The following is a 25713-nucleotide window of genomic DNA, read 5'->3' as shown; positions in this document are numbered from 1 at the left end:
CGTCTCGTCGCGCACGACCACATGGTCGGGGACGAAGCGGATTTCCTCGGGCGCGGCGTCCTTGGCCGTGCAGAGGAAATCGACCAGCCGCGCCTTGATCTGGTTGGCGGCGTCCAAGGCCGCCATGCCGTTGAGGTCGGTCCCGGACGAGGCCGCCGTAGCCGAGGTGTTCGGCACCTTCTCGGTCGTGGTCTTGGTGACCTTGATCCGGTCCAGCCCCACGTTGAAGGCCTCGGCCACGATCTGGGCGATCTTGGTGTGCAGGCCCTGGCCCATCTCGCAGCCGCCGTGGTTCAGCTGGATCGAGCCGTCGGTGTAGATATGTACCAGCGCGCCTGCCTGGTTGAAATGCGTGGCGGTGAAGCTGATGCCGAACTTGACCGGGGTCAGGGCGACGCCCTTGCGGATCGGCCCGCCCGCCGCCTGCATCCGCGCGTTCCAGTCCAGCACCGCCTGCCGGCGCCGGGCATAGTCGCAGGACTCCTCCAGCTCCGCGAAGATGCGCGGCAGGATCATGTCCTCGACCGGCTGGTGATAGGGGGTGAGTTGCCCATTCCGGTAAAGGTTCGCCTTGCGGACGGCGAGCGTGTCTTGGCCGGTGGCATAGGCGATCTCCTCGATGATCCGCTCGGCCACGATCACGCCCTGCGGGCCGCCGAAGCCCCGGAAGGCGGTGTTCGACACCGTGTTCGTCCGAAGGGGATGCGAGCGGACCTCGACATCGGGGTAGAAATAGGCGTTGTCGGCATGGAACAGTGCCCGGTCGGTCACGGCCATGCTGAGGTCGGCCGAAAAGCCGCAGCGGGCATACCAGTCGCCCTGAACGGCGAGGATGCGGCCCGCGTCGTCGAAGCCGACGCTGTAGTCCACGACGAAGTCATGGCGCTTGCCGGTGGCGATCATGTCGTCGTCGCGGTCGGGGCGCAGCTTGACGGCGCGGTTCCATTTCTTGGCGGCGATGGCGGCCACGCAGCAGAAGAGGTTCATCTGCGTTTCCTTGCCGCCGAAGCCGCCGCCTATGCGGCGCACGTTCACGACGACCGCGTTCGCGGGCACACCCAGCGCATGGGCGACCATGTGCTGCACCTCGGTCGGGTGCTGGGTCGAGGTGAAGATCACCACCTCATCATCCTCGCCCGGGATCGCCAGCGCGATCTGGCCCTCAAGATAGAAATGGTCCTGCCCGCCGATGGTGAAGCGGCCGTCGATCCGGCGCGGCGCCTTCGGCAGCGCCGCCTGAGGGTCGCCCCGGCGCAGGGTCATGCCGGGGACGGCAAGCGCGCCGCCTGCGTCCAGCGCGGCAACTGGGTCCAGCACATGGGGCAGGGGCTCATAGTCGATCCTCGCCAGCCTTGCGGCGCGGCGGGCGTGTTCGCGCGTCTCGGCGATCACCGCAAAGACCGGCTGGCCATGAAACATTACCTTGCCGTCCGCGAGGATCGGGTCGTCGTTCCTGCTTATGGGACTCACGTCGTTCTTGCCGGGAATGTCGGCGGCGGTCAGCACGTCAATCACGCCCGGCGCGGCGCGCACTGCGTCGAGGTCCATCGACCGGATACGCCCGTGCGCGACGGTGGAGAGGCCAAGATAGGCGTGCAGAGCCCCCTGCGGCAGAACCAGATCGTCGGTGTAATCCGCCCGGCCGGTGACATGCTTTTCCGCCGATTCATGCGGCGTCTCGGGCGTGACGGGTGGGGCGAGCGTTTCGTGCTTCATGGCTTATTCCCCAACGGCGCGGTTCAGGCGGACGGGAACGTCGGTCCCCGAGTTTTCCAGCCAGAACCGGCGGAAGAAGTTGGCGGCGACCGCATGGCGATAGTCGGCACTCGCCCGGAAATCGGTGAGCGGGGTGAAGTCGTTCTTCACGGCACGGGCCGCAGTCTCGAAGCTTGCGGCGGTGAAGGGCTGGCCTTGCAGCGCGGCCTCGGCCTTGCGGGCACGGGCGGGTATGCCGGCCATGCCGCCGAAGGCGACGCGGGCGCTTGTGACGGTGCCGTTCTCGACCTCGATACGGAAGCCTGCCGAGATGGCCGAGATGTCGGCGGACTGGCGCTTGGACATCTTGTAGGCGGCGATCATCGCGTCCCCTTTCCGGGGGATGATCACGGTTTCCACGAACTCGCCCGGGCGGCGGTCCTGGCGGCCGTAGTCGAGGAAGAACTGCTCCAGCGGCAGTTCGCGCCGTTTGTCGCCCAAGCGCAGGACGATGTGCGCGCCCAGCGCGATCAGCAGGGGCGGCGTTTCCCCGATGGGCGAGCCGTTGGCGATGTTGCCGCCGAGGGTGCCGGCGTTCCTGATCTGCCAGCCGCCGATGCGGAGGAAATAGTCCTCGACCTCGGGGAAATGGTCGTCGATCACGGGGGCGAACTCGGAATATGTCACGCCCGCGCCGATGCGGATTTCCTCCGCGCCGACCTCGATCCCTTTCATCAGGTGGCCGATGAACACGCCGGGCGAGATCGGGCGTAATTGTTTCGTCACCCACAGCCCCACGTCGGTGGCCCCTGCGACGATGGTGGCTTGGGGATGCTGGACCAGCACGCGGGCCAGTTCGTCCGTGTCGGCGGGCAGGATGGTGCGTTCGTCGTCCCGGCTGACCTCGGCGCCTGCGGGCATGGCGGCAAGCTTCGCCACCACCTCGGCGCGTTCGAGGGTCAGGAAGTCCTGCAACTGCCCGCCCGCGCGGCCCGCGGCCAACGCCGCCTTGACGATCGGCTCATAGCCCGTGCAGCGGCAGAGGTTCCCCTGCAGCGCGGTCTCGATCTGCACCACATCGGGATTTTCGTGCGTCATCCACAGCCCGTAAAGCGCCATGACGAAGCCCGGCGTGCAGAAGCCGCACTGGCTGCCGTGGTGGTCCACCATCGCCGCCTGGAGGGGGTGCAGCCCGCCGTCCGGGCCGCGCAGATGCTCGATGGTGACGACATGGCAGCGGTGGCAGGCGGCGAGGAAGCGGATGCAGGCGTTCACCGGCTCATAGACCAGCGCGCCGTCGTGCAACCGGCCGACCAGCACCGTGCAGGCGCCGCAGTCGCCCTCGGCGCAGCCTTCCTTCGTGCCGGTGAGGCCCCGGCCGAGGCGCAAAAAGTCCAGCAGCGTGTCGCCGGGTCCGGCCTCGGTCAGCCGGATTTCGGTGTCGTTGAGAAGGAAACGGATCATGGGGGTGACGCCCTCGCCTGGGTGGCCCGCAGCATGACGCAACTTCGCGCTTGCACAAAACGCCGTGGCGCGTGAACAGTTTACGCCGTTTGTGAAGAATACGCCGTGATGTCCTATCTGGAAAGCCTCAGGGTCTTCGTGCGCGTGGTCGAGCTGGGCTCGATCACGGCCGGAGGGCGCGACATGCGGCTGTCGCCCGCCGCTGCCTCGACCCGCATCCGCGACCTGGAAGCGAAGTTCGGCGCGCGGCTTCTGAACCGCACCACCCGGACGCTGACGCCGACCGAGATCGGGCAGGTGCTTTACGAGAACGCCCGTCGGGTGCTGGCGACGCTGGACGAGGCCGAGGCCGCGGTGGCGAGCCTGTCGGGCACGCCGCAGGGGGCGCTTCGCGTGGCGGCCCCCCTGGGCGCGGGACGGCGGCTGGTCGCGCCGCTGGTGCCTCGCTTCGTGGCTGGGAACCCCGAGGTTCAGGTGCGCCTGCGCCTGTCCGACCGCGCGGTGAACATCGTCGAGGACGGGATCGACCTGGCCTTCTATCTGGGCCAGCCCGAGGACTCGACGCTGATCCGCCGCAAGATCGCGGATTGCCCGCGCGTGCTGGTGGCCGCGCCCGCCTATCTGGCGCAGCACGGCACGCCCGAGGCGCCCGAGGACCTCAAGCGTCATAACTGCCTGCTGCTGCGCTTTCCGCGCTCGCCCGAGTATTTCTGGATGCTCACGACTCCCGAGGGGCCGAGAAAGCTGGCCGTCGCCGGAGCCTTCGATTCCGATGATGGCGAGGTGCTGCTGAACTGGGCGCTGGACGGGACAGGGATCGCCAACCGGCCCCGCTACGAGGTGGCCGGGGCGCTGGCTGACGGGCGGCTGGCCGAGGTGCTGCCTGAAACGCCGCCAGTTGCCGCCGAGTTCGGCGTGCTGACGCCCCACCGCGAGTTGCAGGATCCCAAGGTGCGGCTCTTCATCGACTTCGCGGCGCGGGAACTGAAGGGCGCGCTGGGGTAAGTCGGTTCAACAGCCTGCAGCGACCGGGAAGAAGGGGATTGGAGCGGGTGAAGGGAATCGAACCCTCGTCGTAAGCTTGGGAAGCTTCTGCTCTACCATTGAGCTACACCCGCGACGCGTTTCCGATAGCGCGGGCCGCGCCGACGGTCAAGGCTAGAGCAGCCCCATCTCTGCCAGTTCGCGGGCGAGCCTAGGAGGCAGGGGGGACTCGGCCGCGCGGCCGGCGGGCAGGTCGGGGGGCGCGTCGGCGGGGGCAAGGTAGCGCCAGCCCTGGAAGGCGCGGCGGGGGACGGCCGAGACGCGCACGACCTCGCGGTCGAGGATCAGGGCGCAGCGGGTTATGCCGTCGGCCCCGACCCGCTGCTGCAGGTCCAGCAGGCGCTGGCGGGCCAGCATGGTGCCCTTGAAGACCCAGAAGATCGAGCCGCCCGCCAGCAGTTCCCCGGCCCGCTTGGGCCACATGCGGGTGACATGCTCGGCCGGGCCGTCGCCGAAGCGTTCGGCCTGCCAGCGTTCCAGCGCTTCGGGCGCGGGCGCGCCGACGCAAAGCTTCATCATGTGTAGGGATGGGGCCGTCATGGCGGCCATATAGGCGAGCGGCCGAAAGGTTAACAGGGGGCCGGCGCCGTCTTGCAGGGGCCGGGGCGAGGGCGTAGCAGGCTGGGGAAAGGAAGCCTCCATGACCACAGAAACCGTCACGGCACCCCGCCGGATGCCGCAGGGCGAACTGATCGCCATGCTGGCCTTCCTGTTCGCCACCGTTGCCTTCTCGATCGGCTCGATGCTGCCGGCGCTGCCGCAGATCGCGGCGGAACTGACGCCGGACGATGTGAACCGGGCGCAGCTGATCCTGACGAGCTTCATGGCGGGCATGGGGATCGGGACGCTGTTCGCGGGGCCGATCTCGGACGCGATCGGGCGCAAGCCCGCCATGGGGATCGGCTTTGCGGTCTATCTTGCGGCCTCGGCGGTGGCGCTGTTCGTGAACTCGCTGGAACTGCTGCTGCTGGCGCGGTTTGCGCAGGGCCTTGGCGCGGCCGCGCCGCGGATCGTCGGCACCGCGCTGGTGCGCGACCTTTATTCCGGGCGCGAGATGGCGCGGATCACCAGCTTCATCATGATGGTCTTCACGATCGTCCCGGCGCTTGCGCCGCTGATCGGGCAAGGCTTCATCATCGCCATGGACTGGCACGGGGTCTTCATCGGCTGCATCATCTTCGCCGCGGCGGGCTGGCTATGGCTGTCCCTGCGCCAGCCCGAGACCCTTGCCCCGGCGGCGCGCCGCCCGCTGCAGGTTGCGACGCTGCTGTCAGGGACGCGCGAGGTGCTGGGCGACCGCCAGGTCATGCTGAGCACGGTCACGATGACGCTGGGCTTCGGGCAGATGTTCGCGCTGATGTCCTCGGCCCAGCAGCTTTTCGGCGATGCCTATGGCAAGGGCGAGCAGTTTGCCCTGTGGTTCGCGGCAATGGCGACGCTGGCGGGGGCGGGCACCCTCATCAACACCTGGCTGGTCATGCGGATCGGGATGCGGCGGATCGCGCGCGCGGCTTATGCGGCGCAGATCTTCGTCTCGGGTGCCTTCCTGCTGGCGCTCGTGACGGGCGCCCTGCCGGAAAGCCTGCGCTTCCCAGCCTTCTTCCTGTGGGCCGTCGGCATCTACATGATGGCGGGGCTGACCTTCGGGAACCTCAACGCGCTGGCGCTGCAGGGGATGGGGCATATCGCGGGGCTGACGGCCTCGGTCGTGGCAGCGATTTCCACCGTGGGGTCGGTGGTGATCGCGGCGCCGGTGGGGCTGGCCTATGACGGCACGGCGGTGCCGGTGGCCAGCGCGGCGGTGATCTGCTCGATCCTCGCCTGGGTCATCATGGGCTGGATGCGCGATCCCGGCCGGCAGAAGCAAGCGCCGCGTTGACTTCGGCGCCGCGGCGGCTATAAGCGCCGCTTCCATTGGTGTTGGTGGACCCCGCAAGGGGAAGCCTGTCGGCCCATCCGGGCAAAGGACAACGCCCTTCATACACGCACGAAGGAGATCAGCGGTGACGAAACGCACCTCTGCCAAGTACAAGATCGACCGCCGCATGGGCGAAAACATCTGGGGCCGCGCCAAGTCCCCGGTGAACAAGCGGGAATACGGCCCCGGCCAGCACGGCCAGCGCCGCAAGAACAAGCTGTCGGACTTTGGCACCCAGCTGCGCGCCAAGCAGAAGCTCAAGGGCTACTACGGCGACCTGACCGAAAAGCAGTTCAAGCGCATCTATGCCGAGGCCGTCCGCCTGCGCGGCGACACCGGCGAGATGCTGATCGGCCTGCTGGAGCGCCGTCTGGACGCGGTCGTCTACCGCGCCAAGTTCGTGCCGACCATCTGGGCCGCCCGCCAGTTCGTGAATCACGGCCATGTCACCGTGAACGGCCAGCGCGTGAACATCGCCTCCTACCGCGTCAAGGAAGGCGACGTGATCGCCGTCCGCGAGCGTTCGCGCCAGCTGGCCATCGTGCTGGAAGCCGTGGGCCTGGCCGAGCGTGACGTCCCCGACTACCTGGACGTGGACCACAACAAGATGACCGCCACCTTCGTCCGCAGCCCGGCGCTGGGCGATGTGCCCTATCCGGTGCAGATGGAACCGAACCTGGTGGTCGAATTCTATTCGCGCTGATCCGGGTTTTCCCGACCTTGGAAGGCCGTCCTGTCGGGGCGGCCTTTTTCTTTCTGGGCTGCCGAACCGGGGCGCTGCCCCGGACCCCGGGATATTTGAGGCCGAAAGACAGGATAGTTGACACCGCTGGCCATGGGTGCCGACTGTGACGCCATGAAGGACAGTGCACAGATTTCCGTTCCCTCTCATCCCGACGAGGCGCTGATCGTGGACGTGCCGGGCTATGATGGCCCGCTGGACCTGCTGCTGACGCTGGCGCGGACGCAGAAGGTCGATCTGCTGCAGATCAGCGTGCTGGCGCTGGCCGAGCAATACCTGGACTTCATCGACCGCGCCCCCGGCCTGCGGATCGAGCTTGCCGCCGATTACCTCGTGATGGCCGCCTGGCTTGCCTATCTCAAGTCGCGGCTGCTGCTGCCCCCCGACCCGCAGGCCGAAGGTCCGCCCGCCGACGAGCTTGCGGCGCACTTGGCCTTCCAACTTGAACGGCTGAACGCCATGCGCCAGGCCGCGTCGCGGCTGATGGGGCGGGCGCGGCTGGGTCAGGACCGCTTTGCCCGCGGCGCACCCGAGATGGTGGCGCGGTCGCGCTCGGTCCAGTGGCGGGCGGAACTGATCGATCTGCTGCAGGCCTATGCCCGGCTGCGGACCCGCGACGAGTTCCGGCCCTACGCCTATGACCGCCGCGACGTCTTCACGCTGGAGGAGGCGCTGGAACGGATGCGCGGGCTGATCGGCCATGCCGGAAGCTGGACCGACCTGATGCGCTTTCTGCCCGAGGGCTGGTCGGCAACCTCTGCTCGCCGCCGCTCGGCCACGGCGGCCACCTTCGCCGCCTCGCTGGAACTGGCGCGGCAGGGGCGTGTCGAGTTGCGGCAGGACGGCAGCTTCGCCCCCCTCGCGGTGCGCCTGCGATGAGGCCGGTCTTTGCGCCGCCTTCGCTGGACGAGCAGGAGCGGATGGTCGAGGCGCTGCTGTTCGCCTCGGCCGGGCCGCTGAGCCTGCGGGACCTTTCGGCGCGGCTGCCTGCCGGCTGCGACCCGGCCGAGGCGGTCCGGCGCCTGCGGACGCGCTATGAGGGCCGGGGCGTCCAGCTTGAACGCCTGGGCGATGCCTGGGCCTTCCGCACCGCCGCCGACCTGTCCTTTCTGATGCAGGAGCAGGTGGTCGAAACCCGCCGCCTGTCGCGCGCCGCGACCGAGACGCTGGCGATCGTCGCCTATCACCAGCCCGTCACCCGCGCCGAGATCGAGGAGATCCGCGGCGTCGCCGTCAGCCGCGGCACGCTGGACCAGTTGATCGGGATGGGCTGGGTGCGGCTCGGCCGCCGCCGCGAGACGCCCGGCCGCCCCGTCACCTTTGTGGTGACCGAGGCGTTTCTGGATCATTTCGGCCTTGCCGGTACCCGCGACCTGCCGGGGCTGGCGGAACTGCGGGCGGCCGGGCTGCTGGACAGCCGCCCCCTGCATCCGGGGCTTGCGGGATCCGGCCGCGATGCCGATATTCGCAGCGACGAGCCGGGGGATGATCTTTTCGGCGACTGAGGGACGTGCATGAACTGGAATTCGCTGCTGAACGGCCCGCTGGGCCGGATGCTGACCCGCCGCCTGATGAGCTGGGGGATGAACAAGGGCATCGACGTCGCGACCCGCCGGACGGGCGGCACCACGGCGGACGGCAAGCCCTCGGCCGCGGCCTCCAAGCAGGCTAAAACCGCGCGTGAGGCGGTCAAGCGCGCCCGCCAGGCGGCCCGGATCACCCGCCGGCTGCGCTGAGCCTCAGCGGAACTGCTTGGCCAGCTTCAGCCCCTGCCCCTGGTAGTTCGAGGCGATGCCGCTGCCGTAAAGCCGCTCGGGCGGTTCGGCCATGCGTTCATAGACCAGCCGGCCGACGACCTGCCCGTGTTCCAGCGCAAAGGGCGCCTCGTGGCAGCGCACCTCCAGCACGCCGCGGGCGCCGCTGCCAGCCGGCCCGTGACCGAAGCCGGGGTCGAAGAAGCCCGCGTAATGGACCCGGAACTCGCCGACCATGGCCAGATAGGGTGACATCTCGGCCGCGTGGTCGGGCGGGATCGACACCGCCTCGCGGCTGACGAGGATGTAGAAGGCGCCGGGATCGAGGATCAGGCGCCCCTGCTCGGCGCGCAGCTCGTCCCAGAAATTGCGCGCCTCGTAGCCGCCGATGCGGTCGAGGTCGATGACGCCGGTATGGGGCCGGGCGCGATAGCCCACAAGTTCGCTTGTGGCGGGGCGCAGGTCGACCGAGAAGCCCAGGCCCCCGTCGATCAGCGGCTCGCCGCCGACCAGCGGCTCGGCGGCATGCAGCGCGGCGAGGGCGTCGTCGTCCAGAACCGTGTGGCCCCGGCGCAGGCGCAACTGGTTCAGCCGCATCCCCGGCCGGACCAGAACCGAAAAGCTGCGCGGGCAGATCTCGGCGTAAAGCGGGCCGTCGTAGCCGGGTGGAAGCCGGTCGAACTCGGTCCCGTCATCGGTGACGAGCCGGGTCAGCAGGTCGAGGCGGCCGGTCGAGGACTTGGCGTTCGCCACGGCCTCGATCCCGTCGGGCAGGGTGATGCGTTCGAGCAGCGGGACCAGATAGACGCAGCCCTTTTCCAGCACCGCGCCTTGGGTCAGGTCCATGCGGTGCATCTCGAAATCGGCCAGCCGGTCCGCGACGCTGCACCCCCGGCCCGCAAGGAACGAGGCCCGCAGCCGCCAGGCGGCGGTACCCAGCCGCAGGTCGAGGCTGGCGGGCTGGATTTGGTCCGGGGTGATGTCGGTAGCGGCGCGGATCGCGCCTTCGTCGATCAGGCGGCGCAGGGCGCTGTCGGGAAGAACGCCGTTCATCTCAACAAGTCCTTAGGCCGGTTTCCTGATTGTCGAACGCCCACCCCGAAGGGTGGGCGTTTCGTGATGGTCGGGCCGGCGAGATTCGAACTCGCGGCCTTCCGCCCCCCAGACGGACGCGCTAACCAGACTGCGCCACGGCCCGACGCGAGCCGTATAGATCGAAGCCGCGGGGCTGCACAAGGGGCCGCCGGGCGATTTCCGCGCTGCCGTCAGGATTGCCTCTCCGTCCGGCCCGCATGCAGCGCCTGCGCGAGATCGCGGGCCGCGTCGGGCAGGGCGATGGTCCCGCCGCGCAGCACCGCGGCAGTGGCGTTCAGCCGCGCAAGCCAGCCGGCGTGCATGGCGACATGGTCCTGCGCATCGCCAGTCCCGTCCGCCGTTGTCGGCAAGCCTTTTTCCTGGGGATGGGTGGCATCGGAAGGCTCCTGTTGCGGCGATGAGTGCGGTTTCCCGCCGTTCGTCCCGTGCTGGCTGCGGTCTTCCATATCCGGGGACAGCACGCCCTGCAGGCGCTGGCGTCCGCGCTGGCGGATGGCGGCGCCCTTGTCCCTCTCGATCAGTCGCCGCGCGCCCCGGATGGTCAGGCCATCCTCGCGCATGACCTCGCAAAGACCTGCGGCCAAGAACAGGTCGTCCGGCCGGTAATAGCGCCGCCCGTCGGGGCGGCGGACCGGGGCAAGCGCGGGGAACTGCGTTTCCCAGTAGCGCAGGACATGGGTCGCCACGCCAACCAGCCCCGCCACCTCGCCGATGCTGCGGAAGGCCTGCGGCGATTTCATGGGCGGCCTATCTGTTGCCCGCCGCGACGCGTTCCTTCATCAGGTGCGACGGGCGGAACGACAGGACGCGGCGGGGCGTGATCGGCACCTCTTCCCCGGTCTTGGGGTTGCGGCCGACGCGTTCGTTCTTGTCGCGCACCGAAAAGGTGCCGAAAGACGAGATCTTGACCTGCTCGCCGCGCACCAGCGCGTCCGAGACATGGCCCAGCACGCTTTCGACAAGCTGCGCGCTTTCATGGCGGGACAGGCCGACCTCGCGGAAAACCGCTTCGGCCAGATCCATTCGGGTCAGCGTCTTGTCGCTCATGCCGGGACCTTTCGTTTCTAACACACTGTTGTCGCATGTAATCGAAGTCAACGACCACAAGGGCGCTTCGTTCCGGCCGGCGCGGGCCAATGCGCTGCTGCCTTGCCCCACATGCCCCGCCTGCCTATCATCCATGAAAACAGGGGATGGACCGTGCGCGATGGCAGGCGGCTGGGCAACGGATGACGCAGTCAATCAGCAGATCGAGGTCAGCACCGCCGAGGCGCTGGCGCGGATGCGGCTGCGCAACCGCAAGGGCGGCGAGAGCCTGGCGGAATGCGCCGACTGCGGCGAGCCGATCCCCGAGGCGCGCCGCCGCGCCCAGCCCGGCGTGACCCTTTGCGTCGCCTGCCAGTCCGAGGCCGACCGCGCCCGGCGTCCGTCCGGCGGGATGAACCGCCGCGCGTCCAAGGACAGCCTGCTCAAGTAACGGCGGGGCTCAGGCGCCCTTCGCGGCCGAAAGCCGGTCCTGCACCAGCCCGCTGATCCGGGCCAGATCCGCCGCGACCGCTCGTCCCGCCGAATGGTCGCGGGCCAGCGCCGCCGCCGCCTGTTCCAGCGGCTCGTCGCGGGCGGATCGCGCCACGCCCGCAAGGAAGCGCGCAATATAATCGATGGCGCCGGTGTCGGCTGACGAGGCCAGCACCTCGGCCACATGGGCCAGGTCGTCGCGCAGCGCGCCCTGGTCGGGGGACACCATCTCGTCGCTGACAACCCTCAGCCCGGTCGGCCGCGCCCCAGGCGGCAGCACCGACAGGATCGCGTGCTGGAACAGCGCAAGACTTTCGATCGGCTTCGACATGAATCCGTCCGCGCCGGCGGCAAGCGCCACGGGTCCGTTGTCGGGATCGCCCGACATCCCCAGCACGACCGGCACCCGCGGCGCCATCGCGGCCATCTGCGCAATTAGTTGCGCCCCGTTTCCGTCCGGCAGCCCGAGATCCACGATCACCACCGCCGGACGATACATCTGCAGATGCCGTGCGGCCGTCCGCAGGCAGTCGGCCCGGCGGATGCGCGCGCCCGAACGCAGGCAGAGCAGCCGCACTGCCTCGGACGCGAAGCGCGAATCCTCGACCACCAGCACGGTCAAGCCGGTCAGCGGGCGGCCCGGCGGCGCACCCCGCCACAGCGGAGTGGACTCGTCGTGAACAGCGGCAACCTGTCGTTCCATGGCGTCGTCCTTTCGAATCGCGCATGATCGAAGGCTAGCCCCCTGTCCCTAACGCATGGTTAACCCCAAGGGTCTTTCCCTTGCGGGGACCAGCGACTAATGAAGGCGAAACAGCCGGAGGCCCCCATGATCGGACGTCTGAACCATGTCGCCATCGCCGTCCCCGACCTTGAGGCGGCATCGGCGCAGTATCGTGACACGCTGGGCGCGACCGTCGGCCCGCCGCAGGACGAACCCGATCATGGCGTGACCGTCGTCTTCATCGAGCTGCCGAACACCAAGATCGAGCTGCTCTATCCGCTGGGCGAGAACAGCCCGATCAAGGGCTTCCTCGACAAGAACCCCTCGGGCGGCATCCATCACATGTGCTTCGAGGTCGAGGACATCCTGTCCGCCCGCGACACGCTGAAGGCGCAGGGCGCCCGCGTTCTGGGCGACGGGGAACCGAAGATCGGCGCCCATGGCAAGCCGGTGCTGTTCCTGCATCCCAAGGACTTCAACGGCTGCCTGATCGAGCTGGAGCAGGTCTGATGACGATCACCGGGGGCCTTGTCCTGTTCGCCTCGCTGTTTTTCGTGGTCATGTTCCTGCTGCTGCCGATCGGGCACCAGAGCCAGGCCGAGGCAGGCCACATAGTCCCCGGCACGCCGGAAGGGGCGCCGATGCGGCCGATGCTGGGGAAAAAGGCGCTTTGGGCGCTGGCGATCTCGGCGCTGCTGGTGGGCGGGATCTGGCTTTTCCTCGACGCGGGCATCATCACCCGGCAGGACATGATGGATTTCAACCGCGTCTCGCGCTGACGATGTGGAACAGGTGCGTATAGGCCGCGGCGGCCAGCACCGGCACCAGGATGTTCAGCAGCGGCACCGTCAGCAGCAGGGCGACGCCGATCCCAAGCGTGACCACCGCGCCCGGGCGGCGCTTGCGCAGCCGGTCCGCCTGCTCGGCCGGCAGGTGGCGGCGGGCGACCATCTGGAAGAACTCGCGCCCCAGCAGCCAGCCGTTCGCGGCGTAGAACAGGATCGGCGCCAGGGGACCGACAAAGGGTGTCAGGATCAGCACGGCGATGCTGACGACCACCACGGCGCCGATCACCAGCAGCGATTCCGCCAGCCCGTCCAGCAGCCCGAGGCTGGTCCCGCGGGGATAGCCATGGGCGGCTTCGACGGTTTCCGACACCTGTTCCGAAAAGAGCCCCGCAAAGCCTGCCGCGACCGGCGCGGCGAGAAACAGGCTCATGAGCGGGAACAGCGCCAGCGAGCCCCAGGACAGCGCCTCGCCGATGGGAAGGCTGCCGATCCAGGGCAGGGCGATGGATTCAGGACCCCAGGCGCGCAGCGCCCAGAAGGCCAGCGCCTGAAGCAGGATGAACAGCCCCAGCGTCAGCGCCACGCCCATGGCCAGCACGGCAAAGACGCGCGGGCGGAACAGGTCCGCCACGCCAAGCGCCAGCGCGCGCAGGGCCGGGATCACAGAAAGCTCGTCCGCGCGGCCACGTCGGGACGGGGCCGGTCCGGCACCTCGCCCGTGCGGCTGCCGATATGGACCAGCCCGACGATGCGTTCGGGCGCCCGGACGCCCAGATGCGCGGCCGCGAAATCCGCGTCGGTCGCGGGGCCGGACAGCCAGGCGGCGCCCCAGCCGGCGGCGAGCGCCGCGTTCAGCAGCGACAGGCAGACCGCGCCGGCCGACATCTCCTGTTCCCATTGCGGGATCTTCGGGCTCTCGGCCGGGCAGGATACCACCGCCACGATGACCGGAGAGGCAAAGGCGCTGGCGGCCTTGTCCGCCGCCGCCGCGTCGCCGCCCTTGTCGCGGACATAGGCGGCGAGCGTGGGCGCGAGCCGGTCCAGCGTCCCGCGTTCCAGCACGACGAAGCGCCAGGGTTCCAGCTTGCCGTGGTCGGGCACCCGCGCGGCGATGGTCAGCAGATCCATCAGTTGCGCGCGGTCCGGTCCCGGCGCAGCCAGCGTCTTCGGCGGGTGCGAACGGCGGCGGCCAAGGAATTCAAGAGCCTGGGGGTTCTGATGCTGCATCGCGATGCCTCCTGTGCTGCCCTGGCCCGAGCCATAGCGGCGCAGGCCCGGTTTTGAAAGCCATGCGGCCGGGTTGACGCGCGGCCCGCCGGCGCTGCAAGGACGGGCATGGCCCGGCTGCCCGACCTTTCCCCGCTTGCCGTTCCGGGCGCCCGGATCGCGGTGCGCGTGACCCCGCGCGGCGGGCGCGACGCGGTGACGCTGGATGAGGCAGGCGGCATCCATGTCCGCGTGACCGCACCGCCTGAAAACGGCAAGGCCAATGCCGCCACCCGCAAGCTGCTGGCCCGCGCGCTGGGGATCGCGCCCTCGCGGCTGACGCTGACCGGCGGGGCCACCTCGCGCGACAAGGTCTTCCGGATCGACTGACCTCAGCCGCGCGCCAGGCGATAGTTGCCCTCGGGCAGGTTCAGGGCGGCGCGCAATTCGTTCAACTGCTCCATCGACAGGACGATGCGGGACACGCCCGAGCCTTCACGCTCCATCTGCTCGATCACCACCTGGTCGTCAAAGGACCGGATTACCACGTCCTCGTTCAGCGGCCGGGCGCCGGGATCGGCCTCGTCGACCAGGGTGATGACGGTCGAATCGAAATCGTGCTCGATAGTGAACATGGCCGGCCCCGCGCGGATGAAGCAGAAGGGCAACATTCGCGTGAGAGCGCGGCAGGGGCAACCCCGCCGCTTTGCAGCAGCCGGGATTAGCCTGTAGGTTGGCGCGCGACAGCGATGCCTCGATACAGCAGGAACGACATGACGACACTGCCGACGCCCCGGGCCTGCCGCCTTCACCCTTGTGGCGGTGCGCGGACCGTGAAGTGGATGGCGCTGGCAGTCATCGCCGCCGCGCTGGCCGGCTGCGCGGTGCAGGAGGGGATGCCGCTGCCCTCCGATCCCGTTATCTCCGCCCCCGTCGTCCGGAATGTCAGCCCCGACATCCCGCGCACTCCGCAGGGCACGGCGATGAGCTTCACGGCGGTGATCCGCTCGATGGAACCCGTGGTCGAGCGTGAATGCATCCAGCGCCGCCAGGCCCAGATCAACTGCGACTTCCAGTTCGTCGTGGACGACCGGCCGGGGCTGGAACCCAACGCCTTCCAGACGCTGGACAACACCGGGCGCCCGATCATCGGCTTCACATTGTCGCTGATCGCCGAGGCGCGGAACGCCGATGAGCTGGCCTTCGTGGTCGGGCACGAGGCCTCGCATCACATCCTCAACCACATCGACCAGCGCACGGGGGCGGCGACGGCGGGGGCGGTGATCCTGTCGGGGATCGTCGCGGCCTCGGGCGCGGACCCTGCGACGATCCGGGCGGCGCAGCAGATGGGGGCCAATGTGGGCGCGCGCTATTATTCCCGCGATTGGGAACTGCAGGCCGATTACCTCGGCGCCATCATCGCCCTGAACGCGGGCTACGACCCGGTGCGCGGGGCCGAGTTCTTCACCCGCATCCCCGATCCGGGCGACAAGATCCTGGGCACGCATCCGTCCCGCGCCCAGCGGCAGGCGCGGGTGGCGCAGGCGGTGGCGGACGTGTCCTCGGGGCGTGCGCGGTAAGTCGGACGCGACAAGATGACCAAGGTCATGGAACTTGCCCCTTGCGGGGCCTAGATGTGACCCACGCTTCACGGAGGTTCGGATGGCAGTCGGCGTCTTCGATTCGGGTCTGGGCGGCCTGACCGTCCATCAGGCGATCGCCAACCGGATGCCGGACCTGCCGCTGGTCTACTTGGGCGACAACGCCCATACGCCTTACGGGGTCCGCACCCATGACGACATCTTCGACCTGACCTGCAAAGGGGTGGAACGGCTGTGGGCCGAGGGCTGCGACCTCGTGATCCTCGCCTGCAACACCGCCAGCGCCGCCGCGCTGAAGCGGATGCAGGAAAGCTGGCTGCCCCAGGACAAGCGCGTCCTCGGCGTCTTCGTCCCGCTGATCGAGGCGCTGACCGAACGTCATTGGGGCGACAACAGCCCCCCGCGCGAGGTCGCGGTCAAGCACGTCGCCCTGTTCGCCACCCCCGCCACCGTCGTCAGCCGCGCCTTTCAGCGGGAACTGGCCTTCCGCGCCATCGGCGTCGATGTCGAGGCGCAGCCCTGCGGCGGGGTCGTGGACGCCATCGAGGACGGCGACGAGATGCTGGCCGAGGCCCTCGTGCGCAGCCATGTCGAGGCGCTCAAGCGCCGGATGCCGCATCCCGAGGCCGCGATCCTCGGCTGCACCCATTATCCGCTGATGGAAAAGGCCTTCCGCGAGGCGCTGGGGTCGGATGTCGATGTCTATTCGCAAGCCGGGCTGGTCGCTGAAAGCCTGGAAGACTACCTGCGCCGCAGGCCCGAGTTCCTGGGGTCGGGCACCCGTTCCCGCTATCTGACCACCGGCGACCCGGACCGGGTCGGCAACAAGGCCACGCAATTCCTGCGCCATCCGATCCGCTTTGAAGCGGCCTGAGTAAGCAAGGGCAGTATCATGAAATCTCTCAAGAAGAAGCGGCGCATCCAGGTCCTGATCGCGGCGGCTGTCGCGCTGGTCATGGCGACCGTGCTGATCGGCTACGGCTTCCGCGACGGCATCAACCTTTACCGCTCGCCCAGCCAGCTGGCCGAGGCGCCGCCGCCCGCGGGCGAGGTCTTCCGCCTGGGCGGGCTGGTCGAGGAAGGCTCGATCACGCGGGGCGAGGGCGAGACCGTCACCTTTGCCGTCACCGACGGGGGAGAGGTCGTGCCGGTCAGCTTCCGCGGCGTGCTGCCGGACCTGTTCGCCGAGAATGCCGGCATGATCGGGACCGGGCAGATGGTCGATGGCGTCTTTGTCGCCGACGAGATCCTGGCCAAGCATGACGAGAACTACATGCCCCGCGAGGTCGCCGATTCACTGAAGGAGCAGGGCGTCTACAAGGAACCGACTTCCTGAGCGCAGCGCGCGGTGGGTTAACGCAAGGTTAACGCCGCCGCGCCACCCTGCCTGCCTTGGAAAAAGGGGGCAGGGATGCAGACAGTGGAACAGATCGCCGCGGCCATCGTGGCGCGCGAAGGGGGTTACGTGGACGACCCCGACGACCCCGGCGGGGCGACGAACCACGGCGTCACCATCGCAACCATGCGGTCCCTGGGGCTGGACCTCGACGGCAATGGCCGGGTGGACAAGGCGGATGTCCGCAGGCTGGACCCCGCGCAGGCGGCCCGCATCTATGTCGAGCATTACTTCCGCCGCCCGCGCCTGGACCGCCTGCCGCAAGCGCTGCAGGCCAGCGTCTTCGACATGCAGGTGAACGCGGGCGCCAATGCGGTGAAGATCCTGCAGCGCCTGGTGTCGCGCATGGGATTTCCCTGCGCGGATGACGGGCTTGTCGGGCCAAGGACCGAGGCCGCCGTCCGGGCCGCTGCTGCTGCGGCTCCGGCGCATCTGACCGACGCCTACGGCATCGCGCGGCGCAATTACTACTATGCGCTGGCCGATGGCCGCCCGGCCAGCCGCAAGTTCGCGCGCCGCAAGGACGGCGGCAAGGGCGGCTGGATCATCCGGGCCGAGGAATTCATCGCCCCCCGCCATCACCTGACCGACGCGCAGCACCGGGAAAGGACCGCCCGATGGGCATGATCGACCGCCTTCTGACCCGTTCCGGCGGGTTCGCCGCCGCCGCCGAGGCCGCCGGCAGCGTGGCCGAGATCTTCACCCCCAACGTCACCCGGCGGATGGAGCTGGACGAGGAGGCCTATGCCCGCGCCATCGGCCAGGCGCAGGCCGAGTTCGCCCAAGCTCCGCATACATGGTGGGACAGCCTGATGAACGGGCTGAACCGCCTGCCGCGGCCCTTGCTGACGCTGGGGACCATCGGGCTGTTTGCCTATGCGATGGTCGATCCGCCCGGCTTCTCGATGCGGATGGAGGGACTGGCGCTGGTGCCGGAACCCCTGTGGTGGCTGATGGGCGCCATCGTCAGCTTCTATTTCGGTGCGCGCGAGGCGCATTATTTCCGCCGCCGAGTCTGGCCCTCGGCCAAGATCCGCGCCACGGTCGCGGGCGATGCGGGTTGGGTCGCGCCGCAGGTTCCCGTGGACGAGGGCTGGCGCGCGCCCGTCGTCCCGACCGCCCCGGACGCGGCGGCGGAGGCATCCCCGGCCGCGTCCTTCAGGCTGCCCGAGGATGACTTCGCCGACAACGCGGCGCTGCGGGACTGGGCGCGGTCGCTGCGGGGCTGACAGCCCTGTGACAACCCGGCGCGGCCTTGGGGCTGGTGGCGGGGCGCGTCAGACCTTACTGTAACCCCCGGGCTTCATCCGGGGGTTTTTCCATGATTGCCGAGCTTGGGCATTTCGCGCTGATCCTCGCCTTCGGCGTCGCGCTGTTCCAGGCGGTCGTGCCGATGGCCGGCGCCGCGCGCGGCTGGCCCGCCTGGATGGACAGCGCCCGTCCCGCCGCGGTGGCGCAGTTCGGGCTTCTGGGCATCGCCTTCGCGGCGCTGACGGTGTCCTTCATCACCTCGGATTTCAGCGTGGCGCTGGTCTACGAGAACAGCCACTCGGCCAAGCCGATGATCTACAAGATCACCGGCGTCTGGGGGAACCACGAAGGGTCCATGCTGATGTGGGTGCTGATCCTCGCCCTGTTCGGCGCCGCCGCCGCCAGCTTCGGCGAGCATCTGCCGCCCGGATTGCGCGCCCGCGTGCTGTCGGTGCAAGGCGCGATCGGGGCCTCGTTCCTGGCCTTCATCATCTTCACCTCGAACCCCTTTGCGCGGATGAGCCCGCCCGCCTTCGACGGCCGCGACCTCAACCCGCTGCTGCAGGATCCGGGCCTTGCCTTCCATCCGCCGTTCCTCTACCTCGGCTATGTCGGGCTTTCGATGTCCTTCAGCTTCGCCGTCGCCGCCCTGATCGAGGGGCGGGTGGACGCCGCCTGGGCGCGCTGGGTGCGGCCCTGGACGCTAGCCGCCTGGATGTTCCTGACCGTCGGCATCGCGCTGGGGTCCTGGTGGGCTTACTACGAACTCGGCTGGGGCGGCTTCTGGTTCTGGGACCCGGTGGAAAACGCCAGCTTCATGCCCTGGCTGATCGCCGCCGCGCTGCTGCATTCCGCCATCGTCGTCGAAAAGCGCGAGGCGCTGAAAAGCTGGACGATCCTCTTGGCGATCCTCGCCTTCGGCTTCTCGCTGGTCGGGACCTTCATCGTGCGCTCGGGCGTCATCACCTCGGTCCACAGCTTCGCCAGTGACCCGGCCCGGGGGGTCTTCATCCTCGGGATCACCGCCTTCTTCGTGGGCGGGGCGCTGACGCTTTACGCAGCAAGGGCAGGGGCCATGACGGCGCGCGGGGTCTTTGCCCCCGTGTCGCGGGAAGGGGCCTTGCTGCTCAACAACCTGCTGCTGGCGGTCGCCTGCTTCGTGGTCTTCATCGGCACGATCTGGCCGCTGGTGGCCGAGATGCTGTGGGACCGCCGCCTGTCGGTGGGCGCGCCGTTCTTCGAAAAGGCCTTCACGCCCTTCATGATCGCGCTGGCCGTGGCGCTGCCCATCGGGTCCATCCTGCCATGGAAGCGGGGGCGGATCACCCGCGCCAACCGCACGCTGATGCCCGCCGCGATCCTGACGCTGGCGGTCGCCGCGCTGGTCTATGCGGTATCCACCGGCAACAGCGGGCTTGCCGTGATCGGCACGGCGCTGGGCACCTGGATCATCGCGGGCGCGGGCCTGGACATCTGGCAGCGCGCGGGCGGACAGGCAGGGCGCCTGCTGCGGCTGCCGCGCGCCGACTGGGGCCGGGTCGTGGCCCATGCGGGCCTGGGCGTCACCTTTGTCGGGATCAGCCTGCTGATGGCCTGGTCGGTCGAGGATATCCGCGTCGCCCGCGAGGGCGAAACCTTCGAGGTCGCGGGCTACCAGATCACCCTTGAGGACGTGTCCGAGGTCGAGGGTCCGAACTACGTCTCGACCACCGCCGCCTTGCGGGTGATGCGCGACGGGCGCGAGATCGGCGTGCTGCATCCCGAAAAGCGCGTCTATCCGGTGCAGGCGATGCCGACCACCGAGGCCGCGATCCGCACCTCCTTCGTCGGTGACATCTACCTTGTCATCGGCGATCCCCAGGCCGGCGGGGGATGGGCCGTCCGCAGCTATATCAAGCCCTTCGCCTTCTGGATCTGGATGGGATCGGGGCTGATGGCGCTGGGGGGCCTCATCAGCCTGACCGACCGGCGCTGGCGGGTGGCCGCGACCGCGCCGCGGAAGGTCGCACCCCGTCCGGTGGCCGCGGAATGAGGGGGCTGCGGGCGATCGCCGCCGTGCTGGCGCTGGTTGCGGCGCAGGCGGCTTGGGCGGTGCAGCCGGACGAGGTGCTGGCCGATTCGGCGCTGGAATCCCGCGCGCGAGAGATCGGGCAGATGCTGCGCTGCCCCGTCTGCCAGGGCGAGAACATCGACGAATCGAACGCCCCCATCAGCCGCGACCTGCGGCTGTATGTGCGCGAGCGGCTGGTAGCGGGCGACAGCGATGCGGCTGTGATCGACGCCGTGACCGACCGCTTCGGCGAGTTCGTCCTGTTCCAGCCGCGGGCCGAGGGCGGGAACCTGATCCTCTACTGGGCCGGGCCGCTGATGGCGCTGGTCGCCGCCGTGGGCGCATTCCTGTTCCTGCGCGGACGCCGGCCTGATGCGGCGCCTGCGCCTGCGGGGCTTACGGCCGAGGAACGGGCGCGGCTCGACGCGCTGATGCGCGATCAGGAAAGCTGAAGAAAACGCGGCTCGGACCCGCGATTGTCAAAGAAGGGCACGGTCCTAGGCACATGCAGCGGGCCGTCCGCCGCTGCGCGGACCAGCGCCTCGACCTCGGCCAGCACGACCTCGGTGATGAAGGGCAGGTCAAGGGCGCGGGCCTCGGTCAGCGGGACCCAGTGCAGATGGCTCAACTCGTCGCAGGCGCCGGAAAAGTCGTCGCGGTCGCCGACGATATTGCGCGCGTCGATCAGGAAGAAGCGGGCGTCGAAGCGGCGCGGCCGGCCGGGCGGCGTGATCGCGCGGAACACGAACAGCAGCGGGTCGTCGGCCGAGGGCGCAAGGGTCAGGCCGGTTTCCTCGACCATCTCGCGCAGGGCCGCGCAGGCAAGAGCGTCGGGCGTGACGCCGGCCCCCGCCAGCGGCTCGGCGGCAAGCCGGGCACGGCACTGGTCGGACAGCGCGTCGGGGCAGGGCGTGTCATCCTCGGCATCCACCGCACCGCCGGGAAAGACGTATTTCGAGGGCATGAAGGCCGCGCCCGCCCCCCGCATCCCCATCAGGACGGAAGGTCCGCCGGCCCGGTCCCGGTCGATCAGGATCACCGTCGCCGCGTCGCGGATGCGGTCCGCCGCCGGCTTGCCGGAGGACGCGGGATCGGGGGCAAGGGGCGAAGGGGTGGTCACGGCTGCGGGGGCCGATCCTCGGCGACGCCGTCAAAGCCATGCATCCGCTTGGCCCATTGCATCCCGACCCATGCGCCCTTGATGATCGGCAGCAGGATCAGCGAGGCCACCAGAGAGCCGCCGAGGAACACCGCCATCAGCACCTCGGACGAGGGACGGTAGAGCAGGTAGACCGACAGCAGCAGGACGGTCGCCACATGCCCGACGATGAGGATCGTCACATAGGCCGGGCCGTCGTCGGCCCGGTGGTGGTGCAGTTCCTCGTTGCAGTTGGGGCAGTGGTCCTTGACCCGCAGGTAGCCGGTGAAGATCCGCGCCTGCCCGCAGTTGGGACAGCGCCCGAGCGCGCCACGCCGCACCGCCTCGCCCAGGACGCGTTCCGCGGGTGCATGTTCGGTCCTCAGAGTCATGTCGATCCTTGGAATGTCTTTCGTCGGAAGATAGGGGCTGGCCGGCGCGAATGCCACCATGGCGGGCAAGATTCCGCCCGTCAACCAACCAAGGCCCGGCGGCCGTGCCAGGGGATCGGGCTGACGCTGGGCCGCGGGTGATGGAAGGCCTGGGATTTCCAATATCCGTGCGGAAAACAGCCGTCACGGCTGCTTTCCCGTCGCATGGGGCCTGAGGGGCCGTTTTCAGCAAGGTAGGCCGCCGAGACAGAGGCAGTCGGCTCCGGCGGTCCGGGAGTTCAGCCCCGCAGGATCGAGCGGCCCGCGTATTCGGCGGTTGCGCCCAGCATTTCCTCGATGCGGATGAGCTGGTTGTATTTCGCCAGCCGGTCGGACCGGGCAAGGCTGCCGGTCTTGATCTGCCCGCAATTGGTGGCAACGGCGAGATCGGCGATGGTGGCGTCCTCGGTCTCGCCCGAGCGGTGCGACATGACCGAGGTGTAGCCCGCCCGATCCGCCATCCGCACCGCGTCCAGCGTTTCCGACAGGGTGCCGATCTGGTTCACCTTGACCAGCAGCGAGTTGCCGCAGCCTTGGGCGATCCCTTCCGCCAGCCGCGCCGGGTTGGTCACGAACAGGTCGTCACCCACAAGCTGGACCGAGCCGCCCAGCTTCTCGGTCAGCAGCTTCCAGCCGTCCCAGTCGTCCTCGGCGCAGCCGTCCTCGATCGACAGGATCGGGTAATCGGCGCAGAGGGCTGCGAGGTAATCCACATTCTCGGCCGAGGTCAGCGACTTGCCCTCGCCGACCATCTCGTACTTGCCGCCCTTGAAATATTCGGTCGAGGCGCAGTCCAGCGCCAGCATGATGTCGTCGCCCGGCTTGTAGCCCGCCTTCTCGATGGACCGCAGGATGAAGTCGAGCGCGTCGCGGGTGCTGGACAGGTTCGGCGCGAAGCCGCCCTCGTCGCCCACGCCGGTGGCGAGGCCGGCTGCCGAAAGTTCCTTCTTCAGCGTGTGGAAGACCTCGGCGCCCATGCGAACGGCCTCGCGGATGTTCTCTGCCGAAACCGGCATTACCATGAACTCCTGGATGTCGATGGGGTTGTCGGCGTGTTCGCCGCCGTTGATGATGTTCATCATCGGCACCGGCAGGATGCGTGCGCCCGTGCCGCCGACATAGCGGTAAAGCGGCTGGCTGGTCGCCTCGGCCGCGGCCTTGGCCACCGCGAGGCTGACGCCAAGGATCGCGTTGGCGCCCAGCCGGCCCTTGTTCGGGGTGCCGTCCAGCTCACACATCATGCGGTCGATGGCCAGCTGCTCGGTCGCGTCCTCGCCGATCAGCGCCTCGGAGAGTTCGCCGTTGACGGACGCCACCGCCTCCAGCACGCCCTTGCCCATGTAGCGCGACGTGTCGCCGTCGCGCTTTTCCACCGCCTCATGCGCCCCGGTAGACGCCCCCGAGGGCACCGCCGCCCGGCCCATCGTGCCGTCTTCCAGCGTCACATCGACCTCGACGGTCGGGTTGCCGCGGCTGTCGAGGATCTCGCGCGCGAAGATGTCGATGATGGCGGTCATGGGGCGGTTCCTGTCCTTTGGGGCGGGTTCGCGCGTCTTCTAGCCCCGGAAGCCGCGCGGCGAAAGCCGCGAGCGCGCTGTTTGCGCCACCAGTCCCTCAGCCCTGTCCGCGCACCCAGAGATCGGCCCAGATCGGCAGGTGGTCCGAGGCGATGCGGGCCAGCGGCGTGTCCATCACCCCGCAGTCCAGCACCTCGATGCCGGGCGAAACCGCGATGCGGTCATAGCGCAGTTGCGGTGCGGCAGCGGGCCAGCTTTCCCCCGGCGCGATCACGTCAAGGTCGGTCAGCGCCTCGAGCCCGCGCTCGCCCCGCCATTCGTTGAAGTCGCCCGTCAGCACCACCGGGTTGCCGCCGGCCCGCCCGACCTTGGCGGCCAGCCGCGCAAGCTGCGCGCGGCGCGACGAGCGCATCAGCCCCAGGTGGGTGGCGATCACCGTCAGTTCCGGCAGCCGCAGCATGACCGCGCCGCGCGGTTCCACCCCCGGCAGCGCCAAAGGCTGGGAACGCGCGTGTTCGACCAGGTCCGGGCGCAGCAGGATCGTCTGCCCGTGCCAGCCCAGCGACTGGTCCGAGGTGCGGCGGTGTTCGACCGGGACCAGCCCCGTCGCCGATTCGATCATGTTGCGGGGCAGGGCCTCGGGGCGCTGGCCCATGCGGAAATCGACCTCCTGCAAGGCCACCACGTCGGCGCCGAGGCCGGCGATGACCTCGAGGTTCCGCTCGGGCGCATAGGGGCCGAAGGTGCCCCGGCACTTGTGCAGGTTGTAGCTGGCAAGGCGCAGGCGCATGGTCAGTCCGTCCGGGTCCGGGTCGAAGGGGTTGTCCGACGAACGCTCAGGTGCCGCAATAGGTCACGCGCACTTCCTCACCCATGGCCGGGGGCAGGGCAAGGTCGTCCCAGTCCTCGCGGTCGTCGCGGGGATGGGTGACGGCGAGGGCGAGCCGGTGGAAGGGCGCGAAGTCGCCCGCGACACCCGCGTCGATGGCCTGCTGGATGCGGTGGTTGCGCGGGATGCGGGCCGGGTTCGCCCGCGCCGCAAGGTCCAGATCGGGACCCCGCATGCGCCAGACGCGTTCCCAAGCCTGGAAAGGCTCGGGGTCGGCGAACTCGGCCGCCGCATTGCCCGTGACCAGCCCGCGGAAGGTGCGGGTGAAGTCGGCCTCCTGCTGGGCCATCATCGTCAGCAGGCGCTCGACCAGCGGGCGGTCCTCCATCGTGGCGTCAGTCAGCCCCAGCTTGTCGGCGAAGCGCCTGAGCCATGCGGCCTGATAGAGCGCGGGGAAGCCGTGGACGATCCGCGTGGCCTCGGGCACCGCACCCTCGGGGTCGGGCATCAGGGGCAGCAGGCACGAGGCAAGCTGCGCAAGGTTCCAGACGGCGACCTGCGGCTGCTGCGACCAGGCGTAGCGGCCATGCCGGTCGATCGAGGAAAAGACGGTATCCGGGTGATAAGCGTCCATGAAGGCGCAGGGGCCGTAGTCGATGGTCTCGCCCGACACGGCCATGTTGTCGGTGTTCATCACGCCATGGACGAAGCCCAGCGCCATCCAATGGGAAATGGTTTCCGCCTGCCGCGCGACCACCTGGCCCAGAAGGTCCATGGGCGAAGCCGCATCCGGGTAGTGGCGGGCGATGACATGATCGGCCAGCGCCCGCAGGCGGTCGGTGTCGCCGCGGATGGCGAAGAACTCGAAGGTGCCGACGCGGATGTGGCTCGCGGCCACGCGCGTCAGGACCGCGCCGGGCAGGGCGGATTCGCGCCAGACGATCTCTCCGGTCGTGGCGGCGGCAAGTGCACGGGTGGTAGGGACGCCCATCGCGTGCATGAACTCGCTGACCGCGTATTCGCGCACGACCGGGCCGAGCCAGGCGCGCCCATCGCCCCGGCGCGAGAAGGGGGTAGGGCCGGAACCCTTCAACTGGATGTCGAAGCGGGCGCCGTCGGGGGCCACGACCTCGCCCAGCAGCACCGCGCGACCGTCGCCCAGTTGCGGGGACAACCCGCCGAACTGGTGGCCCGCATAGGCCTGGGCGATGGGCTCGGCGCCCTCGGGGGCCTTGTTCCCGGCGATCATCGCCAGCCCGGCATCGCTGCGCAGCCAGTCCGGGTCGATGCCGAGGCGCTGGGCCAGGCCGTCGTTGACGGCGATCAGGCCAGGCTGGGCGACCGGCGTGGGCGGCGTCCGCGTGTAGAAGCCGGGACCGAGGCGGGCATAGGAGTTGTCGAAGGCGATGCTCTGGGTCATGCCGCCGATTTGGGGAAGCGCGGCGGCGATTGTAAGAGAGGGGCGCTGCCCCTCGGGCCTGCGGCCCTCACCCCGGGATATTTGCGACCGTCCGAACGGGCAGGCCGCCCTGCTTGCGTGGGTGGGGCAGGG

General features: G+C 69.2%; 32 protein-coding genes and 2 tRNA genes. 17 read left to right on the top strand and 17 right to left on the bottom strand.

The annotated features are described in order from the left end of the window. Together xdhB and xdhA are read right to left on the bottom strand one after the other, a co-directional pair. Positions 1–1716, bottom strand: a 1716-nt coding sequence (xdhB, locus tag Q4F04_RS02430) for a xanthine dehydrogenase molybdopterin binding subunit (protein ID WP_303368241.1), incomplete at its 3' end; no start/stop codon positions are given. A gap of 3 nt (positions 1717–1719) precedes the next feature. Further along, complete coding sequence (xdhA, locus tag Q4F04_RS02425) at positions 1720–3159, bottom strand: xanthine dehydrogenase small subunit (RefSeq protein WP_303368240.1); 1440 nt, start codon at positions 3157–3159, stop codon at positions 1720–1722. Positions 3160–3267: 108 nt separating this feature from the next. Between xdhA and Q4F04_RS02420 the strand changes: the two genes are divergently transcribed. Beyond that, positions 3268–4164 carry a LysR family transcriptional regulator gene (locus Q4F04_RS02420; protein WP_303368239.1) on the top strand — a complete coding sequence of 299 codons (897 nt, stop codon included), beginning with the start codon at positions 3268–3270 and terminating at the stop codon, positions 4162–4164. Between the two features lie 39 nt (positions 4165–4203). Here the strand turns inward: Q4F04_RS02420 and Q4F04_RS02415 are convergent. Both Q4F04_RS02415 and Q4F04_RS02410 read right to left on the bottom strand, forming a co-directional pair. Then, positions 4204–4277 (bottom strand) — tRNA-Gly (locus tag Q4F04_RS02415). A gap of 40 nt (positions 4278–4317) precedes the next feature. Beyond that, entirely contained in the window at positions 4318–4722 is a 405-nt protein-coding gene (locus Q4F04_RS02410; protein ID WP_303368238.1) for a DUF1489 family protein, read from the bottom strand. A gap of 121 nt (positions 4723–4843) precedes the next feature. On the opposite strand from Q4F04_RS02410, the gene Q4F04_RS02405 reads away from it, so the two are divergent. The 5 genes from Q4F04_RS02405 to Q4F04_RS02385 all read left to right on the top strand — a co-directional run bounded on the left by Q4F04_RS02405 (position 4844) and on the right by Q4F04_RS02385 (position 8599). Further along, positions 4844–6082 carry a multidrug effflux MFS transporter gene (locus tag Q4F04_RS02405; protein WP_303368237.1) on the top strand — a complete coding sequence of 413 codons (1239 nt, stop codon included), beginning with the start codon at positions 4844–4846 and terminating at the stop codon, positions 6080–6082. A gap of 124 nt (positions 6083–6206) precedes the next feature. Then, a complete protein-coding gene (gene rpsD / locus Q4F04_RS02400; RefSeq protein WP_303368236.1) occupies positions 6207–6824 on the top strand; it encodes a 30S ribosomal protein S4 in 618 nt (205 codons plus the stop codon). Between the two features lie 153 nt (positions 6825–6977). Further along, positions 6978–7742: a ScpA family protein gene (locus tag Q4F04_RS02395; protein ID WP_303368235.1), complete on the top strand. Its 765-nt coding sequence runs from the start codon at positions 6978–6980 to the stop codon at positions 7740–7742. Beyond that, positions 7739–8368 carry an SMC-Scp complex subunit ScpB gene (gene scpB / locus Q4F04_RS02390; protein WP_303368234.1) on the top strand — a complete coding sequence of 210 codons (630 nt, stop codon included), beginning with the start codon at positions 7739–7741 and terminating at the stop codon, positions 8366–8368. Before Q4F04_RS02395 ends, scpB begins: the two co-directional genes overlap by 4 nt. Positions 8369–8377: 9 nt before the next feature. Further along, positions 8378–8599 (top strand): hypothetical protein, encoded by a 222-nt coding sequence (locus Q4F04_RS02385; RefSeq protein ID WP_303368233.1) that lies wholly within the window; start codon positions 8378–8380, stop codon positions 8597–8599. A 3-nt stretch (positions 8600–8602) separates the two neighbouring features. On the opposite strand, the gene Q4F04_RS02380 is transcribed toward Q4F04_RS02385, so the two are convergent. From Q4F04_RS02380 to ihfA, 4 genes are all read right to left on the bottom strand, one after another. Then, positions 8603–9670, bottom strand: coding sequence for a 2'-deoxycytidine 5'-triphosphate deaminase (locus Q4F04_RS02380; RefSeq protein ID WP_303368232.1), 1068 nt, complete (start codon positions 9668–9670; stop codon positions 8603–8605). A gap of 67 nt (positions 9671–9737) precedes the next feature. Beyond that, positions 9738–9815: transfer RNA gene (locus tag Q4F04_RS02375), tRNA-Pro, on the bottom strand. Between the two features lie 67 nt (positions 9816–9882). Further along, positions 9883–10452, bottom strand: a complete 570-nt coding sequence (locus Q4F04_RS02370) for a MerR family transcriptional regulator (RefSeq protein ID WP_303368231.1) — start codon at positions 10450–10452, stop codon at positions 9883–9885. A 7-nt stretch (positions 10453–10459) separates the two neighbouring features. Further along, the gene (ihfA, locus tag Q4F04_RS02365) at positions 10460–10759 is read right to left on the bottom strand and encodes an integration host factor subunit alpha (RefSeq protein ID WP_182793015.1); all 300 of its coding nucleotides are present in this window, start codon (positions 10757–10759) and stop codon (positions 10460–10462) included. Positions 10760–10919: 160 nt separating this feature from the next. Here ihfA and Q4F04_RS02360 point away from each other — a divergent pair, with 160 nt between their 5' ends. After that, complete coding sequence (locus Q4F04_RS02360; protein WP_303368230.1) at positions 10920–11189, top strand: DksA/TraR family C4-type zinc finger protein; 270 nt, start codon at positions 10920–10922, stop codon at positions 11187–11189. 9 nt (positions 11190–11198) lie between these two features. Here the strand turns inward: Q4F04_RS02360 and Q4F04_RS02355 are convergent, their stop codons facing one another. Then, positions 11199–11933: a response regulator gene (locus tag Q4F04_RS02355; RefSeq protein ID WP_303368229.1), complete on the bottom strand. Its 735-nt coding sequence runs from the start codon at positions 11931–11933 to the stop codon at positions 11199–11201. Positions 11934–12059: 126 nt separating this feature from the next. Between Q4F04_RS02355 and mce the strand changes: the two genes are divergently transcribed. Both mce and Q4F04_RS02345 read left to right on the top strand, forming a co-directional pair. Then, positions 12060–12464, top strand: a complete 405-nt coding sequence (gene mce, locus Q4F04_RS02350; RefSeq protein WP_303368228.1) for a methylmalonyl-CoA epimerase — start codon at positions 12060–12062, stop codon at positions 12462–12464. Beyond that, entirely contained in the window at positions 12464–12733 is a 270-nt protein-coding gene (locus Q4F04_RS02345) for a DUF1467 family protein (RefSeq protein WP_182793011.1), read from the top strand. The genes mce and Q4F04_RS02345 overlap by 1 nt, the downstream gene beginning before the upstream one ends. Here Q4F04_RS02345 and Q4F04_RS02340 read toward each other — a convergent pair. Together Q4F04_RS02340 and Q4F04_RS02335 are read right to left on the bottom strand one after the other, a co-directional pair. After that, positions 12714–13406, bottom strand: a complete 693-nt coding sequence (locus Q4F04_RS02340) for an EI24 domain-containing protein (RefSeq protein WP_303368227.1) — start codon at positions 13404–13406, stop codon at positions 12714–12716. The genes Q4F04_RS02345 and Q4F04_RS02340 overlap by 20 nt on opposite strands. Next, positions 13403–13969 (bottom strand): nitroreductase family protein, encoded by a 567-nt coding sequence (locus tag Q4F04_RS02335; protein ID WP_303368226.1) that lies wholly within the window; start codon positions 13967–13969, stop codon positions 13403–13405. The genes Q4F04_RS02340 and Q4F04_RS02335 overlap by 4 nt, the downstream gene beginning before the upstream one ends. Positions 13970–14077: 108 nt before the next feature. On the opposite strand from Q4F04_RS02335, the gene Q4F04_RS02330 reads away from it, so the two are divergent. Beyond that, on the top strand, positions 14078–14338 hold the full coding sequence (locus Q4F04_RS02330; RefSeq protein ID WP_303368225.1) for a DUF167 domain-containing protein: 261 nt from the start codon (positions 14078–14080) through the stop codon (positions 14336–14338). Between the two features lie 2 nt (positions 14339–14340). Here Q4F04_RS02330 and Q4F04_RS02325 read toward each other — a convergent pair whose 3' ends face one another. Continuing rightward, entirely contained in the window at positions 14341–14583 is a 243-nt protein-coding gene (locus Q4F04_RS02325) for a hypothetical protein (protein ID WP_303368224.1), read from the bottom strand. 138 nt (positions 14584–14721) lie between these two features. On the opposite strand from Q4F04_RS02325, the gene Q4F04_RS02320 reads away from it, so the two are divergent. The 7 genes from Q4F04_RS02320 to Q4F04_RS02290 all read left to right on the top strand — a co-directional run bounded on the left by Q4F04_RS02320 (position 14722) and on the right by Q4F04_RS02290 (position 20698). After that, positions 14722–15528 (top strand): M48 family metallopeptidase, encoded by an 807-nt coding sequence (locus tag Q4F04_RS02320; protein WP_303368223.1) that lies wholly within the window; start codon positions 14722–14724, stop codon positions 15526–15528. 82 nt (positions 15529–15610) lie between these two features. After that, the gene (locus Q4F04_RS02315; protein ID WP_303368222.1) at positions 15611–16423 is read left to right on the top strand and encodes a glutamate racemase; all 813 of its coding nucleotides are present in this window, start codon (positions 15611–15613) and stop codon (positions 16421–16423) included. 18 nt (positions 16424–16441) lie between these two features. Then, positions 16442–16885 carry a cytochrome c maturation protein CcmE gene (gene ccmE, locus Q4F04_RS02310; protein WP_303368221.1) on the top strand — a complete coding sequence of 148 codons (444 nt, stop codon included), beginning with the start codon at positions 16442–16444 and terminating at the stop codon, positions 16883–16885. A gap of 75 nt (positions 16886–16960) precedes the next feature. Beyond that, positions 16961–17572, top strand: coding sequence for a holin-associated N-acetylmuramidase (locus Q4F04_RS02305; protein WP_303368220.1), 612 nt, complete (start codon positions 16961–16963; stop codon positions 17570–17572). Continuing rightward, positions 17569–18174 (top strand): holin family protein, encoded by a 606-nt coding sequence (locus Q4F04_RS15990; protein WP_368660693.1) that lies wholly within the window; start codon positions 17569–17571, stop codon positions 18172–18174. Before Q4F04_RS02305 ends, Q4F04_RS15990 begins: the two co-directional genes overlap by 4 nt. 92 nt (positions 18175–18266) lie before the next feature. Beyond that, positions 18267–20228: a heme lyase CcmF/NrfE family subunit gene (locus tag Q4F04_RS02295; protein ID WP_303368219.1), complete on the top strand. Its 1962-nt coding sequence runs from the start codon at positions 18267–18269 to the stop codon at positions 20226–20228. A gap of 5 nt (positions 20229–20233) precedes the next feature. Continuing rightward, on the top strand, positions 20234–20698 hold the full coding sequence (locus Q4F04_RS02290; protein WP_303368243.1) for a cytochrome c-type biogenesis protein: 465 nt from the start codon (positions 20234–20236) through the stop codon (positions 20696–20698). Here the strand turns inward: Q4F04_RS02290 and Q4F04_RS02285 are convergent. The 5 genes from Q4F04_RS02285 to Q4F04_RS02265 all read right to left on the bottom strand — a co-directional run bounded on the left by Q4F04_RS02285 (position 20686) and on the right by Q4F04_RS02265 (position 25581). Further along, complete coding sequence (locus tag Q4F04_RS02285) at positions 20686–21366, bottom strand: NUDIX hydrolase (RefSeq protein ID WP_303368218.1); 681 nt, start codon at positions 21364–21366, stop codon at positions 20686–20688. The two genes, Q4F04_RS02290 and Q4F04_RS02285, sit on opposite strands and share 13 nt — an antisense overlap. Continuing rightward, complete coding sequence (locus Q4F04_RS02280; RefSeq protein ID WP_303368217.1) at positions 21363–21776, bottom strand: DUF983 domain-containing protein; 414 nt, start codon at positions 21774–21776, stop codon at positions 21363–21365. Before Q4F04_RS02280 ends, Q4F04_RS02285 begins: the two co-directional genes overlap by 4 nt. 278 nt (positions 21777–22054) lie before the next feature. After that, entirely contained in the window at positions 22055–23332 is a 1278-nt protein-coding gene (gene eno / locus Q4F04_RS02275) for a phosphopyruvate hydratase (RefSeq protein ID WP_303368216.1), read from the bottom strand. Between the two features lie 97 nt (positions 23333–23429). Beyond that, positions 23430–24122, bottom strand: coding sequence for an endonuclease/exonuclease/phosphatase family protein (locus Q4F04_RS02270; protein WP_303368215.1), 693 nt, complete (start codon positions 24120–24122; stop codon positions 23430–23432). Positions 24123–24168: 46 nt separating this feature from the next. Then, complete coding sequence (locus Q4F04_RS02265) at positions 24169–25581, bottom strand: YdiU family protein (protein ID WP_303368214.1); 1413 nt, start codon at positions 25579–25581, stop codon at positions 24169–24171. Between the last annotated feature and the right edge of the window lie 132 nt (positions 25582–25713).

Source organism: Paracoccus sp. (in: a-proteobacteria), from assembly GCF_030536915.1.
Lineage (GTDB): Bacteria > Pseudomonadota > Alphaproteobacteria > Rhodobacterales > Rhodobacteraceae > Paracoccus.
The sequence above is the reverse complement of the archived record's forward strand: the minus strand, read 5'-3'. Positions and strand labels throughout refer to the sequence as shown.

What these genes read in the sequence shown, in the direction of transcription:
- Q4F04_RS02265 (WP_303368214.1), bottom strand. Translation starts at nt 25,581, where the DNA reads ATGACCCAGAGCATCGCCTTCGACAACTCCTATGCCCGCCTCGGTCCC.
- Q4F04_RS02395 (WP_303368235.1), top strand. Translation starts at nt 6,978, where the DNA reads ATGAAGGACAGTGCACAGATTTCCGTTCCCTCTCATCCCGACGAGGCG.
- Q4F04_RS02295 (WP_303368219.1), top strand. Translation starts at nt 18,267, where the DNA reads ATGATTGCCGAGCTTGGGCATTTCGCGCTGATCCTCGCCTTCGGCGTC.
- Q4F04_RS02315 (WP_303368222.1), top strand. Translation starts at nt 15,611, where the DNA reads ATGGCAGTCGGCGTCTTCGATTCGGGTCTGGGCGGCCTGACCGTCCAT.
- Q4F04_RS02355 (WP_303368229.1), bottom strand. Translation starts at nt 11,933, where the DNA reads ATGGAACGACAGGTTGCCGCTGTTCACGACGAGTCCACTCCGCTGTGG.
- Q4F04_RS02385 (WP_303368233.1), top strand. Translation starts at nt 8,378, where the DNA reads ATGAACTGGAATTCGCTGCTGAACGGCCCGCTGGGCCGGATGCTGACC.
- Q4F04_RS02370 (WP_303368231.1), bottom strand. Translation starts at nt 10,452, where the DNA reads ATGAAATCGCCGCAGGCCTTCCGCAGCATCGGCGAGGTGGCGGGGCTG.
- Q4F04_RS02405 (WP_303368237.1), top strand. Translation starts at nt 4,844, where the DNA reads ATGACCACAGAAACCGTCACGGCACCCCGCCGGATGCCGCAGGGCGAA.
- Q4F04_RS02335 (WP_303368226.1), bottom strand. Translation starts at nt 13,969, where the DNA reads ATGCAGCATCAGAACCCCCAGGCTCTTGAATTCCTTGGCCGCCGCCGT.
- Q4F04_RS02305 (WP_303368220.1), top strand. Translation starts at nt 16,961, where the DNA reads ATGCAGACAGTGGAACAGATCGCCGCGGCCATCGTGGCGCGCGAAGGG.
- Q4F04_RS02325 (WP_303368224.1), bottom strand. Translation starts at nt 14,583, where the DNA reads ATGTTCACTATCGAGCACGATTTCGATTCGACCGTCATCACCCTGGTC.
- xdhA (WP_303368240.1), bottom strand. Translation starts at nt 3,159, where the DNA reads ATGATCCGTTTCCTTCTCAACGACACCGAAATCCGGCTGACCGAGGCC.
- scpB (WP_303368234.1), top strand. Translation starts at nt 7,739, where the DNA reads ATGAGGCCGGTCTTTGCGCCGCCTTCGCTGGACGAGCAGGAGCGGATG.
- Q4F04_RS02280 (WP_303368217.1), bottom strand. Translation starts at nt 21,776, where the DNA reads ATGACTCTGAGGACCGAACATGCACCCGCGGAACGCGTCCTGGGCGAG.
- Q4F04_RS02410 (WP_303368238.1), bottom strand. Translation starts at nt 4,722, where the DNA reads ATGATGAAGCTTTGCGTCGGCGCGCCCGCGCCCGAAGCGCTGGAACGC.
- Q4F04_RS02380 (WP_303368232.1), bottom strand. Translation starts at nt 9,670, where the DNA reads ATGAACGGCGTTCTTCCCGACAGCGCCCTGCGCCGCCTGATCGACGAA.
- eno (WP_303368216.1), bottom strand. Translation starts at nt 23,332, where the DNA reads ATGACCGCCATCATCGACATCTTCGCGCGCGAGATCCTCGACAGCCGC.
- Q4F04_RS02360 (WP_303368230.1), top strand. Translation starts at nt 10,920, where the DNA reads ATGGCAGGCGGCTGGGCAACGGATGACGCAGTCAATCAGCAGATCGAG.
- Q4F04_RS02270 (WP_303368215.1), bottom strand. Translation starts at nt 24,122, where the DNA reads ATGCGCCTGCGCCTTGCCAGCTACAACCTGCACAAGTGCCGGGGCACC.
- ihfA (WP_182793015.1), bottom strand. Translation starts at nt 10,759, where the DNA reads ATGAGCGACAAGACGCTGACCCGAATGGATCTGGCCGAAGCGGTTTTC.
- Q4F04_RS15990 (WP_368660693.1), top strand. Translation starts at nt 17,569, where the DNA reads ATGATCGACCGCCTTCTGACCCGTTCCGGCGGGTTCGCCGCCGCCGCC.
- Q4F04_RS02420 (WP_303368239.1), top strand. Translation starts at nt 3,268, where the DNA reads ATGTCCTATCTGGAAAGCCTCAGGGTCTTCGTGCGCGTGGTCGAGCTG.
- mce (WP_303368228.1), top strand. Translation starts at nt 12,060, where the DNA reads ATGATCGGACGTCTGAACCATGTCGCCATCGCCGTCCCCGACCTTGAG.
- ccmE (WP_303368221.1), top strand. Translation starts at nt 16,442, where the DNA reads ATGAAATCTCTCAAGAAGAAGCGGCGCATCCAGGTCCTGATCGCGGCG.
- Q4F04_RS02330 (WP_303368225.1), top strand. Translation starts at nt 14,078, where the DNA reads ATGGCCCGGCTGCCCGACCTTTCCCCGCTTGCCGTTCCGGGCGCCCGG.
- Q4F04_RS02345 (WP_182793011.1), top strand. Translation starts at nt 12,464, where the DNA reads ATGACGATCACCGGGGGCCTTGTCCTGTTCGCCTCGCTGTTTTTCGTG.
- Q4F04_RS02320 (WP_303368223.1), top strand. Translation starts at nt 14,722, where the DNA reads ATGACGACACTGCCGACGCCCCGGGCCTGCCGCCTTCACCCTTGTGGC.